The organism is Mycobacterium sp. NGS62 (assembly GCF_059812285.1).
Genome location: NZ_JCALCK010000003.1, coordinates 336,307 through 349,904, shown reverse-complemented (window position 1 = coordinate 349,904; position 13,598 = coordinate 336,307). Strand labels below are relative to the sequence as shown.

Sequence of the window (13,598 nt, the reverse complement as noted above, 5' to 3'; positions counted from 1 at the left end):
TGGCTCCTTATTGCTTCTTTGGTGGGGTGAGTCGTCGGGTGATGTTTTCGTGCGCGGCCGCCAGCGCTTTGTGGTCGCGCACCACCCCGCACAGGGCATCGTCGGGCAGTGTGATGCCGTGATCGGCCAGCGTGTTGATGACATGCCCCATCGCCAAACGGCGGGCGGCGTAGGCGTTGCGCACCGAAACCCGTTTCCCTTCAGGCACTCTGCCGACCACAGCCATTACCTTGAACGAATCGTTGTACTTGTAGATCCGTTCCTCGTATTCGTCGCACCACCCGAATGCGGTCGCGGTGGTGTTCATGAAGTCGTTCATCGTGCGCCAGTCGTCGCGCATGTCCTCGACGAGCGCGATCAACTCTGCCTTGGTCAGCCCATCGAGACTTGCCATGCCGTCAGTCCTGTCGTCGTCGACAGCGGCCCGGTGATCGCTGTGGTGATCGCCCCGACACTGGTGACCGGGCAGGCCAGCACGAAAAGCTGGTTGTTGTCGGGGTTGAACTTGACTTTCGACGCCATGCCCTTGGTCGTCAGGTTGACGTAGAGAGTTCCGGCGTTGCCGGTGTGGTTGGCGGGCACCAACGCCACCGAGTTAGCGGGCGTCATCGCGGTGGACGCGCCGCTGGTGTTCGACGATGTGGCCGGCACGGAGGTTTGCGGGGTGATGGTCACGGTGGCGCCCAGCGCGTTGCCGTACCCGGACGCGACCAGCTGGCCGGTCTGCGGATCCCCCAACAAAACTTCGACGCCGACCATGTTGTTGCCGAACGCCACCCCGATCCCGCCGGCGAGCTGCAAATGCCCCCACACCAATGGTTTCCACGGCCACGCATTCGGCGGAACCTGAAACGTGCACACGGTGTGCGCGGCTGATGCCACACCCGAATACGCCTGGAACGACGACTCGGGCACGGTGTAGGGCATCGGCGACATCGCGCCGACACTCATCGGCTGATACACCGGCAAGCCCTCGTGGTAGCGGCCGTTGAAGCCCAACACCTGCCCGATCTCAGGCGGTGTGGATTCGTCCACGTCGGGGCAGCCGGCCAACGTGGCCGACGGACCCGGAGGGCCTTGCGGCACCGCTAAATAGAACGTCCACTGCGGGTTGGATATCGTGCCGGTGTTCTCCACATACGACGGCATATCCGGGTCCAGCAGAATCACTTCCGGCGTGACCACCGGAACCGGGCCGATCGGTCCTTGCGTCCCGAACGGCAACACCCGAAAATACGAACCCCACCACACGTAGGCTGCCGCGGACACCACGTTTTCGTTCTGGTCGAGTTGTTCGACGAGCCAATACTTTCCGAAATCGCTGTTGTTCAGGGTGTCCGGCAGGTCGGCGGGGCTGTCGTAGACGTCGGGTTGGAAGTCCAGCACGAACTGCGGCGCCCCCGTCGGACCGGTTTTACCGATCAGTCCCGGTACCACCGCTGTGGCCTCGTCGGCGTTGACGTTGACCGTGATCCGGTTCAGGTTCGGTGTCGACCCGTCGGTGACGACGGCGTAGATGTGCAGGTTGGCTGCCACGCTTTGCAGGTAGACAACCGAACCGATAGGGGCAGTCACAATTCAGGGCTCCTTATTGCGGCGTCGCGACGAGGCCGGTCAGTTTGGTGCGCGTCGTCAACGCCCCGTACTGCGGCGGCGACAACTGGTCCTGGGCGGTCATGGGGCACGCCATCACGAACAGCGACGACCCCGAAGCGTTGAAGTCGAACCGGGCCCGCCGGCCCGCTGCTTTGCCCTCGTTGACCAACACCACATACAACGTGGCTTCGTTGCCGGTGTGGTTGGCGGGCACCGCGCCGACGTCGTTCCACGGCGTCATCGCGATACTGTCCGACCCTTCCGGTGATTGCGGCCCGTCTGGTCCTTCGGGGTATTGCGGGTAGGAGCAGTGCGGGATCACCGTCACCACCCCGCGCGGCGCGTTGCCGAACCCGCGAGCAACCGGTGTGCCGACTTCGGGGTCCGGGTCACCCAGCAACACCAGAATGCCGATCTCGTCGGGCAGGATCTGAAACCACTTGTTGCCGTGCATTTCGATCTGCCCCCACACCAACGGCTTCCACGGGAACGGGCACGGCGGAATAGGGAATGTCACGATCATCACCGGGTGGTCGAACGACACCCCGGAGTAGCTTGAGAACGCCGACGACGGCACGATGTAGGGCTGCGGGATGATGTCGCCGACGCTGGCGGCCGCCCACACCGGCAGCGTGTCACCGTTGTGGTCGATGGTGTCGCCGTTGTGTGCCAGGAACTGGCCGGTCAGCGGTGGCCGCTCGTGGGACACGTCGGGCATGTTGAACAGCGGGTACGATTCACCCATCGGCCCTTCGGGGATCGACAGGTTGAACGTCTGCAGATACGGATCGACGGTGGTGCCGCCACCGGTCCAGGTCATCGTTGACGTGTTGTCCGGCTCAAGCAGGTTCACGTAGGGCCGGATCACCCCGTACGGTCCCGGTGGGCCTTGCACACCGAACGGCAGGATCCGGTATTCGGTGCCGAACCAGATGTAGGCCGCCGACAAGATCACACCGTTGGCATCGGATTGGGTGATCAGCCAATACTTGCCGATATCAGCCGGCGTGTTCGTCAGGTCGAACGGCAAATCCTTGGGATCAGTGTAGATATCGGGCATCGGCATCAGCGGGAACTGCGGCAGCCCGGGCGCCCCCGTCGGGCCTTGCAGCGGCTCCAAGTTGATCTCGGTGGGGCCCGGGCCGATATCGAGGGTGATGGACAGTGTTCCGTCGGCGTTCTGCGAAACGACTGCGGTGTTCTGCTGGTCGGCGAGCGCGTGACGCAGATACTCGAGCGTGTTGATCTGCGGGGCGGTCATGGCCGTCTAATTTCCGGTGTCAGGGTCCACATTTCGTCTGCCTCCGACGGCGTGTCTGGGGGTTTCTCGGCGCACACGATCGACCAGGTCGGTGACGCCACGATCGCCGCCCATATCTGCCGCATCACCGCAGCCTGGTCACGCAGATCCTCGCGTTGGGCGATCTTTTCCCGGATCACCTGCTTGACGATGCCTTTCAGCTCCGCGCGCTGCTCATCAGATAGTTGCGGCATCTTGCGCGGAAACGGGCTGCCGCTCTTGCTATCCAAAGAAGGTGCCTTCCCCGAGATAGGCGCCGACGAGCGCGTAGACGCCTTGCAGGGTTTGCGCGGCCATCGCCAAAGGGTCGTGCTTGTTGCGGTCATCGCCGACCGACACGAAAAGGAAATTGGGTGTGGTGCGGTCGTACTGCCACTGCACCGCAGCCATCTGGTCAACGAAGATGATGCCATCCATCTCGAACCCGACACGTTCCCCGAGAGAGAAGTCCACACCGTACACCCATGGGTGGCCGTTGAGTGCTTTGGATTGGAATCCGTAGTAGGCGGCGGTTTTCCATTTCGCCTCAGCCAGATTCAGCCATGCGGCAAGTGTGTAGGCGCTGGAAGTACCACGCTCGATGTATTCCTGGTACGCCAGTTCGCCGGAGTGCAGTTCACGGACCGGGGAAGTGTAGCGCTCCCACGCGAACAGGATGTTGTCGAGTTCCCCGTTGTAGAGGTTGTCCAGTCCTGGGGTGGCCGGTATCTGCTGGTTGAGGGTGACGGGTGCGAACGCGCCGGCGGCCCCGGCAAGCGTTGGCACCATCGATAATTCAGCCAGGGCATAGCGGATACCGAAGGTCTGGAGCTCATTGATAATGCTGGGCGAACGCCCCCCAGTCATCATCGTCACCGGGGGGCCTTTGTGCAGGTTCACTTCGCGATGCACCATGCCGGTGAACTGGCCCTCACGCCAAATCACATTCGGCGGTGGGATCTTCACACCCAGAAGGCTGGAGAAGAACATGTTGATCTGCGTGGTGTCGATGACGGTTTCACCGTCCAGAACCTGCATCGACTGCTGATCCAAAATCACTTCGGTGATCATGTCGTCGAGCGTGATCCCGATCAGCTCAAGCAAACCGTCCAGCGCTGTTCCGGTGGGACCGATGCGGCCCGACTTGTCCTGGCAGTCCAGGATGACGCAGTTACGGGTTGGTCGCGCGAGGTTGGAGATGTTGCCCTGGGCCTGCTGATATAACTCCTCCACGCTCAACCCTGTGATTGCGGCGAGCTCGTCAGCGCTGCCGGTTTCCAGCAGATCCGACAACGCCGTATGCGGACTGTCTTTGTCAGTGGTCAGCCAGGTGTAGGCGCGCACGATACAGCCGGCGTTGAACAGCAAATCCTGTGTGGTGGAATGCCAGTCCGTCCATGTCGCGGCCAGCACGGTCCACATTGACGTGTCGGTGATGGGATCGACGAACGCGCACTGGATCGGCCAGGACAGCGGGTTGAAGTTCTTCCAGTTGTTCGGGTCGAGGTAGTACAGCCACGCGCCCGGGTTGAAGATGTTCGTGATGATGTTCAGCCCGGGAAAGAACAATCGGGCAAGGTTGATCATGCCGGTGATGAAAAACACCGAGCGCATTGGCCCGGGCAGGATCCACATCCGCGGGAACTGGAATTCCGGCGGGAAGAACGGCGCCGCACCGTAAAGCAGATGTTTCATGTGCTCGCGGTGCGACAACGCCAGGAACGTGATCGTGCTCGTGCCATCTTCGTTGTTCACCAACGAGATTTCCTTGATTTTGCCGCCCCACCGCACCCGCCAGTCCTGCTGCGTCGGTATCGGATCGATCAGCAGGTGCAGGTCTTCGGAGATGGTGGTTCCGTTAACTACATAGTCTTCGATCCAGTGGTCGTAGCGGATGACGACGGTGGCTTGGCCGCTGTCGGCCATCAGTTCTTCGACGCTGGCTGATACTTCGCCGGTGATTTCGGCGACCACGTTCAGGTTCTTGTCCGCGAGCCGGATCAGCGGCTGCTGGTTAGCGGCCTGGCGGATGATGTCGCGCATCCCGTCGAGGTAGCGGTAACACGCCATCGGGTCTTTCGCCGGGTCGGGGCAGCCATGGGAGCCGACCGTGCCCAACACCGGGTCGACGCTTGAGTTGAACGACAGCTCTTTAGCTTTCATGTTGAGCTGCGCCAGTTCGACGTTGCTGGGTGTGCCGAACAGGTGGGACAGGTCAGTCATCTCGAGCGCTTGTACCTTTGCGGCAGCATGACGGTGATGGTGGCGTTCGGGTTGGTGTGCGCGACGTTGAACTGCACAATCGTTTCCGGCGGGACGTTGTAGATGAAGCGGATATATCCCCGCTGCCACCAATGCTTCGCGCTGGGTTTCTGATTGGTCAGGAAGAAGTTCAGCACGTTCGACGCTTTCGCCAACTGGTAGTAGTCGCTGTCGAACGCGTCGTTAGCGGCGGTGAGGGTGCGTTCGTGCGGGTCTGAGTCGATGAGCCCGGGACCGTCGGAATCGAGCAGTTTCGGTGGGGTCACCATGCGTGAGGAGTTATTGTCCTGCACCATGCAATCGCCCCCGCCGGGCGCGTTAACCAAATACTGGACGTAGGTTTGCATGTCGGCCTGATTGGCTAACGTGATGGTGCCGGTGTAGTAGCCAGCTTTGTTCTTGGTCAGTCCTTGGGCTGACCACGTGTCGAACAGGGTGGGTTTGGAGAACCAGGGGCGTTGGCAGATCCAGATGAGATCCCATTGCGCGGCGTTGTTTCCGTACGCTTGCGGATCCATGCTTTGGGTGGTGTCAACGGTCTTGTATGGCCGCACCGGAACCCACCGCCAGCCGCCCCAGCGGGTGAAGATGCCCAGCCAGCCGTCCTTGGTTTCGTCTTGCCCTTCCCACCAGCGGTTGTCGCACAGCAGGTATTGGTATTCGCTGGGGGCCGCGATGACAATGCGCAGGTTGATCATGCGTTTGGTGTAGTTGGTGCGTTGAATCGTTGCGCCCCACTGGAAAGCGGACTCCAAGACGACCTGCTCAAAGGGAAGCTGGTGTTCGCCTTGCAGGTTCTGCCCGAGCCACACGCCTTCGTTGCCGGCCAGAGACCCCGATAGATGGGTGATGTTCCCGTTGGGGGCCAGGTGCACGACGGTGGTGTCCAGTCCGCGTAACGGGAGGGGCACGGCGTAGAAGTTCTGGTAGTTGGCCAGGACGTCGGGGCGCATGTATTGGGCGGTGTTGCCCAGCGGGACAGGGTTGATGGGTGCTGTCATGGTTTACGGCACCCCTGAAAGTATGGTCTGGGTTCGGCCCGATGATCCTGGGACGGTGGCGTTTTGCTGCCAATGGAACTGCTGTACGAGGTCGGAGGTGTTGCCGACGGTGTTTCCTGTGACGTTCATAGAGTTGTCGATGTGCAGGTTTTGTGGTCCGGTGCCGGTTGCGGCGCCGACGCCGATCGATCCGCCGGCGGGTTTGGCGGCCGCCGAAATCGCGGCGGGGCTTGGAATCAGGCCGCCAAGCCCTCCGAGTAGTCCACCGCCCCCACCGGGCATCCCTGGTATGCCCATTGGTCCGGCGCCGCTCATGTTGCGGGCCATCCCGAACAGGGTGTTGGCGACACGACCGCCGAGCTTCACCGCACCCCAGTCCAGTGGGGATTTGCCACCGAACACGCTGCCATCCAGACCGAACATCTGCAGCACACCGCTGACCAAGCCCTGGCCGAGCTGCTGACCCTGATTCTGAAACGGGCTTCCGCCGCTCGTGCCGCCGGCAGCTTGCGTGACGTAGATCGGATCGTGCTCGGTACCGACCGGCATGTTGCCGCCCATACCTGACATGCCGCCAGACATGGCGCCTGGCATACGAGACATGGCCCAGTGGACGTGATCGGTATGCTCGGCGTTAAGCCCTGGGCCGTAAACGTCTCCGAATTTGGCGTTTTTGATCTCGCGGCTACGGTCGAAACCTGCACCGCCATAGATCAATTCGAGTGTGTCTTGCGAGTAGTTTTGTGCGACCCAGTTCGCGAGTGCCGACATCTGTTGCGGGGTGCCGTGGAAGTCGAAACCGTAGCCGCTCTTGACTGTTGAGCCACCCAGTCCGCGGTGATGCCAGCCACCGTCGTAGTCGTGTGCGGCGTTCTCCCACGATCCGGTGCCTAGGGTGTTGGGGATGCCGAAGTTCTGTTGCACCCAGGTCCGGATGGAGTTTTCGTCCGGTGGTGCGATCGTCGGGTTACCGGCGGCGGCGCCGAAGTCCGACATTCCGCCAGATGATGCTGCGAAGCTGCTAGCGATACTTGGCGTGCCACCGCCGCCGACGCTCCTACCGCCCCCACCACTACCGCTGCCGCTCTGGGTCCACCACGTCTGAGCCCACCGCTGCGGCCGTTGACTGACCGGTACGCGATTCGCAACCGTAATCTGCTGGTCCCGAGTAGCCATGTCGGGGCGCGGCGCAAACTCGGTGCCGCCGAAATCTCTCCACGTAGGCAGATCAAACTGCAACCCCCCGTAATGCCCGGTGCCGCCAGTGTCCGCGTTGGCCCAATTGCCGCTGGATTCGGCTTGCGCTAGCGCATCCCAGTTCGTTCCGCCGGACGACGCAGCGGCCGGCGCGGCGACCGGCGCCAGGCCCGAAGCCGATGATCCGGATGCCTGCGGATACCAGCTCTTGTCGAAATTCGACGCGCCGCCACTACCGCTACTCCCCGGCGCGCCGCCGGTATCCATCGGCGCAAATGGCGCCGGCGCGCCCGCGCTAGGACCACCTGTGAGGGTGCTTGGCAGCGATGGCAGAAAACTGCCGCCATCAGCCGGATTCGGTGGGACACTCGGCGTCGGTGCAGGCGGCTGGTCCCAATGCTGAGCACCAGGCGCGTGCAAACCAAAATGCTCCAGAAACCTTTCGCCAAAACCATAACCTGGCGCCTTCTCAATATAAGGCTCAAGGAAATCCGCGAGCTGCTTGCCGAGAACAACGGCGGCGCCAAGCGGACCGGCCAGCGCGGCAATAGATTCGCCGACCTTGCCGAACTTTCCTGGTAGTCCACTGGCGATGTCTGCAAATCCGTGTATCTGGTCCTTTGCGCCACTCATCTTGCTCACGGTGTCTTGCAGCGGGCTAGACCAGCCGGAGATGTCGACCCCGAACGCCTTGCCTAGATCGTCGATATGTCCCAGCGAAGCGGAGACCGCGCTCAGCGCGCCTTGAACATCGCCGCCTCGCAGCGAAGTAAGTGCATCGTGGACACTCGTGATTCCCTCACGGGCCCGCCCCGAAGCGCCGATCCAAACCTGACCCCAGTTCTGAGCAGTCTCGATCGCGCCGGACACACCAGGGATCGACCGAAGTGCATCACCAAGATTGCGGCCAAGCGCAGTTCCCACCTCGGTGCCGAGTCCCTCGGCGAAATCCTCAAGGATCGACGACGATGACTTGAAATTGTCTGAAAGTGCTTTGCCACCATCAGATCCGGCTTTGGCGAACGTGTCATGGATGGCCGTGCCGATACCAGAAAACGTGTCCTTGGCTTTCGAACCAGCCTGCGACAAATCATCGGTGATCGACTTGCCGATATCCTTAACCGCTTCACCGAAGCGGCCCTTGGCTTCCTTACCGGCCTCCTCCAGCGCCGGACCCACACCCTCCGTGGAGGGTACGACTGGAACCCAGAGCGTCGCCAGATTGATATCGCCGTCAGCCATCACGCTCCCTTGAGACGCGCTTTACGCCGCGCCTCGAATTCGTCAATAGTCATGGAGTCAAACGCCAGCCTGTTGGTGTTCGGATCACGAATGTCGGGCATCTTGCCCGGCCGCACATCAGCCACGCCCGGGCGGGAGAACCGCTGCGGCAACGACACCAGCCCGGCCTGGTATTCACTCATCGTCGCCAGCAGATGATCGGTGGTCGTCCAACCCTTGTTGATCGAGTGATAGACCGCGGTCCCGGGCTGGGCGCCCACGATGATCGAAACAATTTCGCTGGCAGTCAATTTGGGGGTGAACATGTCGGCTGCATGAAACCCTGGTCCCAGATCCAGAAGGTCTCGCTGGAGGGCGTGCCAGTGGAAGCCGATGACGCCGACCAGCGTCAGGATTCCGGGGGTAGCCCTACTTCTGGTTCTTCCGCGCTGCGGAACCAGCTTTGGAAGAACTCTTTGCGTTCCTTGTCGGGCAGATCGAGCACTCGTTCGGCCATCTCGTCGCTGACCTTGGCGCGCTCCATGAACGCGAACGTCTGGTATGGCTCGTTCAGCCTGCGGATCCGCCACAGGAACTTGACCGGGTTCACACCGTCTACGGTTTCCCACAACGCTGCTGCGCTGGGGAAGGTGATCGGTTCGCCGCCGGCCTTCGGGATGTAGGTGAAGCCTGGAGCTTTCACCTCAGGCGCGGGCGTCTCATCGGGCCCGGTGTCTTCCTTCCCGTTCGTTGCCGGCTTGGGCTTCGTGGCTGTCGTCATGCCGCGAGGATCCCGTCATCGCTGATCTGATAGACGAAGTTGCCGTTGTTGTCCGGGAACGCCTCCAGCGTGACCGGGTAGACGGCCAGCGTCTTGTGTGTGAGCTGGTAGTGGCCCACCTGAGTGACGCGGGCGTTGGGCAGCGCGAGCCGTATCGTCGCCTGCTGATAGAACGCCTCGATTGTCCAGGTGGAGTTGACGTTCAAGGTGGCGTTCATCGTCACCTTGGTGATCGTGCCCGTCGTCGATGTTGCCGGCGTCACCGTCACGTTGCCGTCCGAGTGCACCGCTTTGAGTACGTCAGGATCGAGCACTTGGTACAGCTTGAACGTGAACGTGGTCGCGTAGTGCTGCTGCAATGATGCGACCAGTTGGCCGCCCCACGCGAATTGCTTGGTGTTGGGCCGGTCGATGTTCAGCGTGACACCGTCGTCGTCGATGTAGCCCAGCGAAATGTTCGCCGGATCGAGCTCGGTGGTGGTGTCGGTGGGCAGCGCGGTGCCTAGCGGCGCGCGCCAGAATCCACCCTGAATGTTGGGTGATGGTGCCGCGATCTGAGCGACATCGATGCCACCAGTCATAGCTTGTACCTTTTCTCCTTGTGGTTATGGGTTCCACGGTTGTCCTGCCACGCGCCAAGTCACCATTGACCTGTAGCGCGGCAAGATCACATCGGGGTCTGTAAGGCGGTGCGCGACAACAATTCCGAATACACCGACCACGTACCAGTCGACGTCATCGGCGGTGACGGTTTGCCCGCGCGCCGCTGACATGAGCGCGATCGCCTTGTTGGTAATGTCGTTGGCCTGGTCCTCATCGGGGCTGTAGCCATGCAGGATGCACTGCATGTCGTACTGAAAGCGGTTGACTTTAGATCCTCCGCCGGCCTCGACGCGGAGGAAGCCGTTGACGGTGTCGGCGTCGTCCTCGGGGTCCGGCAGCCGTGTGCCTATCCGCGTCGGTGTCATCGGGATCTTCAGATACTGAACGCCCAGCACTTCGATCTTCGGCGGTAAGAGGACCGGGTCAACGGTCGGACCGAAAGTCATTGACCGCTCACTGATCCGATCGCCTTCAACAGCACCGAATGACCACCCTCAACCCGCAACCCGGTCTTACCGACCGGCCGCACATACGCCCGCGGGCGTTGCGTGCCTGGATCGTCCTGCACCGTCACCGCGAAGTTCGGGCCGTGCTCCTTTTTGGTGTTCGGCGGCGTCGGATCCATCGCATTCGCCGCATCACACAGTTGATTGGCAAGTGCGGTGATCTTGGCGACCACGCCCGGTGAGTGGCGCAGCTGCCGCATCTGCTCATCGGTCATCCCGGGCCACTGCGGATCATCAGGCACGGCTTACTCCACCCTTCGGATGTGGATCTCCCCGGCCAGAAGCGATGCGTAGCGCTGCCAGGTGAATCCGGCTGACCATGAGATCGGTTGGTTCTGGACCTGGTAGGCCAGCCACTCGTCCCCGTCGAACGCCAACACCCGATCGAGCTTGTTGTACAGCTGCGCGTCGGAACCGGGTACGAGCATCACCAGATCGGCGATCGTGCGGGATAGGAAGTCGACGCTGATCGGGTCCGGGTGCGGATCGGCCCAGTGCAGCCGATAGAAACCGATTACCTGCCGCTCCACGGGGTCCGCGAGTGCTCCGGTCGGGTTGCCGCGCGCATCGGTGTCACCGTCGAACGTGTAGACCTGGTGCTTGACGGTGATCGTGGCAGGCAGAACCGACAACTCCATGAGTCAGAACCTGACGAGTGTGTACGGGCCCAGCCGGCGCCGCTGCTCATCAGTCAGCACAATCCCCAGCGCGCCAAGGCTGATCGTCTGCGGGCCCGCCGCGATCTGAGTGGCTACACCCGAGGGCAACTCCATCGCCCGGCTGGCCAACTCCAACCCGACCGCTTTCACCGTGGCCGGCAACTCCGGATAGCCATGCGTGTACGTCACATCCGCGTGCTGGGCCAGCGGGCTTGGATATTCCCGGAACGGCTCATCAGACTCCAGCGGCCACAACGGCCACTGAAAGAACTGCGTGCGCTGCCGCTTGATGTAGCCGGCCTGATGCCAGTGGTAACTCGTCGGGTCAAGCTGCAGGCCGCGCAACGTAATCGATGCCACATCAGTCACATACAGCGACGGCAGCATGATCGTGCCATCCGGCTTGACCTCAACCGAATCAGTCACCGTGATCGACGGCGCAATGTGCCACTGGCAGAAGTTGCGGATCGTTTCACCGGCAGCCGCCAGGAAAAACGTCGGATCGCTGGACTGAAACGGCGTCAGATCATCAGCCGAAAGCAGATCCGGCGCCACCGGGTTCGTCATGGCTGGCTGATCTCGATCTGCGTCATCTCGCTGAACACCGCAGGCACACCCTCGCCTGCATCGCCGCGGAACTTCGTCACCGGCCGATACACGTAGCGGTCAGTGTCCGGTGGGATATCGGCCGGGACGAACGGCTCATTACTCACTCTTGGACTTGCTCTTTGTCCGCGCCGTCGACTTCTTCGCCGGAGCCTTCTTCTCCGGTTCGATCACCTTCGACGTCGTCACATCGTCGTCGGGCATCCTGATCTCGCTCTGCGACATGTGCTGTTTCGGGGCGTTGCTTTTCGCGGCTGACACCTCGATGTCGACGCCGTCGGGCGCCGGAACGTGCGTCGAAGCCCGCTCCATTTCGTAGTCGGAGATTTTCTCGGTGTGACCCATCGTTTCTCCTCATGGGTTGGTGAAGTCAGGCCGGGCCCGCGATGGGCGCGCGGGCCCGGCCTGACTTCGAATGGGAGCTGTGGACTTACGCCGCGTCCTGCAGCTGGATCAGCTCGAAAAGCTCGGGACGCTCGACCACAAGGCCGATGCGCTCCTCGCCGCGGGCCGTCCAAAGGTTCTGTTCAAAATCCGTCCCGTTGGTGTTGGTGACGTCGACCCGTAGACCGCCGCGGCGTAGCACGTAGTTGTACTCGCCGAAGTCGCCGACCAGAACCAAGCCCTCGGGCATGGCAGGTGTGGTGACCACGCGCTTGCCCCAGAGCTCGAACACACCGGTCGATCCGGGGGTTTGCTCGCCTTGCGGGTAGCCGTAGTTGCGGCCGAAGAACGAGCCACCGAGGTACTGGCCGTTCTGGTCGACGGCTTTCCTGATGGTCAGGAAGTCGAGCGGGTTCATCACGACGGCGTCGGGTTCGAAGAACGTCAGCCGGCGGATGTCGACCAGCGCATCCAAGATGCCTTCGGCGATTTGGATTCCGGTCGGCGCGGTGCCGCTGGAACCGGTGCCGACGACCGCGCGGCCGGGCGTGACCGACGCGACCGTGTCGACGCCAGCGCCGACACCTGGGGTTCCGGAGGTCGGAACGACCAGGTTGGTGACCGCGCTGACGGTCTGCGGCGCGGTGAATCCGCCCGTGCGGTTCAGCAGCCCGTTGACGCCGGGCATGCCGACACCGGCAAGGATTTCGATCTCTTCCTTGCGCTGAACACCTTGGACCAGGCGCTGTTGGATCAGCGACCAGACGTAGCCGGCGTCCTGGATCAGCTCGTCGGTGACCCGCTCGAGGTTGGCGATCTTGCCGACCTGCTCGGTGTAGCGAGTCAGCGAGTGAGTCGAGGTCGGCTTGGTTTGGCCTTCCCAGGTGGCTGCGGCGTTGTTGTTCCACGTCGCCTCACGCACGTAGGTGAACACCGGCGAGTCCACCGCGTAGCTGGGGATCAGCGACGCGATGACGTTCTCGTAGAACCGCAGCTCGACGATGCCGGGCTGGAACTCGGGCACGACGAACGGACCCGCAGTACCACCGAGGAAGTAGTCCCCGGCGCCCAGCGGTGAGGGCACGGTGGTGCCGGTCGTCTGCTCACCGGAAAGCCCGGTGACACCTTGGGCTTTCATCCGCGCTTCGTCGCGCGCGCTCTTGAAGCCGAACTCGAACGCCACCTGTTCGCGGTGCCGAGTTTCGGTGGCCGCGGCTTCTTTGATGCGCGCGAACCCTTCCTGGTATTGCTTGAAATGGGTGGGTGTTTCGGCGGCCGGGGGCTGGCCGTCGTCGTTCGGGCCGGCCGATCCGGTGAACCCGAGCGCACGCTGGTAGGCCTTCTGGGCTGTGGCCAGCTTCTCGTTGTCCTTCTCGGCGGTGTCCAGGAACGACTTGAACTCGTCGACCGAGATCTCGCCCTTCTCGAACAGTGCGGTCTTTTCTTTGACTGCGGCGCGCAGCTCTTCGTTCTGCTGCGCCAATGCACCCTTAGTGGGCATGG

Annotated in this window: 17 protein-coding genes; all 17 read right to left on the bottom strand. The window is 62.3% G+C overall.

Annotated elements, in window-relative coordinates:
* Positions 1-7: 7 nt before the first annotated feature.
* Positions 8-394, bottom strand: coding sequence for a hypothetical protein (locus AC5Y49_RS11225; protein WP_499886934.1), 387 nt, complete (start codon positions 392-394; stop codon positions 8-10).
* Positions 373-1,575, bottom strand: coding sequence for a hypothetical protein (locus AC5Y49_RS11220; protein WP_499886931.1), 1,203 nt, complete (start codon positions 1,573-1,575; stop codon positions 373-375). Before AC5Y49_RS11220 ends, AC5Y49_RS11225 begins: the two co-directional genes overlap by 22 nt.
* Positions 1,576-1,588: 13 nt before the next feature.
* Positions 1,589-2,857, bottom strand: a complete 1,269-nt coding sequence (locus AC5Y49_RS11215; RefSeq protein WP_499886929.1) for a hypothetical protein — start codon at positions 2,855-2,857, stop codon at positions 1,589-1,591.
* Complete coding sequence (locus AC5Y49_RS11210; RefSeq protein WP_499886927.1) at positions 2,854-3,126, bottom strand: hypothetical protein; 273 nt, start codon at positions 3,124-3,126, stop codon at positions 2,854-2,856. Before AC5Y49_RS11210 ends, AC5Y49_RS11215 begins: the two co-directional genes overlap by 4 nt.
* The gene (locus tag AC5Y49_RS11205; RefSeq protein ID WP_499886925.1) at positions 3,119-5,098 is read right to left on the bottom strand and encodes a Gp37-like protein; all 1,980 of its coding nucleotides are present in this window, start codon (positions 5,096-5,098) and stop codon (positions 3,119-3,121) included. Before AC5Y49_RS11205 ends, AC5Y49_RS11210 begins: the two co-directional genes overlap by 8 nt.
* Entirely contained in the window at positions 5,095-6,138 is a 1,044-nt protein-coding gene (locus AC5Y49_RS11200; protein WP_499886923.1) for a hypothetical protein, read from the bottom strand. Before AC5Y49_RS11200 ends, AC5Y49_RS11205 begins: the two co-directional genes overlap by 4 nt.
* A 3-nt stretch (positions 6,139-6,141) precedes the next feature.
* The gene (locus AC5Y49_RS11195; protein ID WP_499886921.1) at positions 6,142-8,577 is read right to left on the bottom strand and encodes a transglycosylase family protein; all 2,436 of its coding nucleotides are present in this window, start codon (positions 8,575-8,577) and stop codon (positions 6,142-6,144) included.
* Positions 8,577-8,882, bottom strand: coding sequence for a hypothetical protein (locus tag AC5Y49_RS11190; protein ID WP_499886919.1), 306 nt, complete (start codon positions 8,880-8,882; stop codon positions 8,577-8,579). The genes AC5Y49_RS11195 and AC5Y49_RS11190 overlap by 1 nt, the downstream gene beginning before the upstream one ends.
* Positions 8,883-8,965: 83 nt before the next feature.
* On the bottom strand, positions 8,966-9,337 hold the full coding sequence (locus AC5Y49_RS11185) for a hypothetical protein (protein ID WP_499886917.1): 372 nt from the start codon (positions 9,335-9,337) through the stop codon (positions 8,966-8,968).
* Complete coding sequence (locus tag AC5Y49_RS11180; protein ID WP_499886915.1) at positions 9,334-9,918, bottom strand: phage tail tube protein; 585 nt, start codon at positions 9,916-9,918, stop codon at positions 9,334-9,336. Before AC5Y49_RS11180 ends, AC5Y49_RS11185 begins: the two co-directional genes overlap by 4 nt.
* A gap of 24 nt (positions 9,919-9,942) precedes the next feature.
* The gene (locus AC5Y49_RS11175; protein ID WP_499886913.1) at positions 9,943-10,335 is read right to left on the bottom strand and encodes a hypothetical protein; all 393 of its coding nucleotides are present in this window, start codon (positions 10,333-10,335) and stop codon (positions 9,943-9,945) included.
* 47 nt (positions 10,336-10,382) lie between these two features.
* Entirely contained in the window at positions 10,383-10,688 is a 306-nt protein-coding gene (locus AC5Y49_RS11170; protein ID WP_499886911.1) for a hypothetical protein, read from the bottom strand.
* A 3-nt stretch (positions 10,689-10,691) separates the two neighbouring features.
* Positions 10,692-11,084, bottom strand: a complete 393-nt coding sequence (locus AC5Y49_RS11165) for a hypothetical protein (protein WP_499886909.1) — start codon at positions 11,082-11,084, stop codon at positions 10,692-10,694.
* A 3-nt stretch (positions 11,085-11,087) separates the two neighbouring features.
* Entirely contained in the window at positions 11,088-11,672 is a 585-nt protein-coding gene (locus AC5Y49_RS11160) for a hypothetical protein (RefSeq protein ID WP_499886907.1), read from the bottom strand.
* The gene (locus AC5Y49_RS11155) at positions 11,669-11,818 is read right to left on the bottom strand and encodes a hypothetical protein (protein ID WP_499886906.1); all 150 of its coding nucleotides are present in this window, start codon (positions 11,816-11,818) and stop codon (positions 11,669-11,671) included. Before AC5Y49_RS11155 ends, AC5Y49_RS11160 begins: the two co-directional genes overlap by 4 nt.
* A complete protein-coding gene (locus tag AC5Y49_RS11150; protein ID WP_499886904.1) occupies positions 11,811-12,056 on the bottom strand; it encodes a hypothetical protein in 246 nt (81 codons plus the stop codon). Before AC5Y49_RS11150 ends, AC5Y49_RS11155 begins: the two co-directional genes overlap by 8 nt.
* Positions 12,057-12,141: 85 nt before the next feature.
* A complete protein-coding gene (locus AC5Y49_RS11145) occupies positions 12,142-13,596 on the bottom strand; it encodes a phage major capsid protein (RefSeq protein ID WP_499886903.1) in 1,455 nt (484 codons plus the stop codon).
* Between the last annotated feature and the right edge of the window lie 2 nt (positions 13,597-13,598).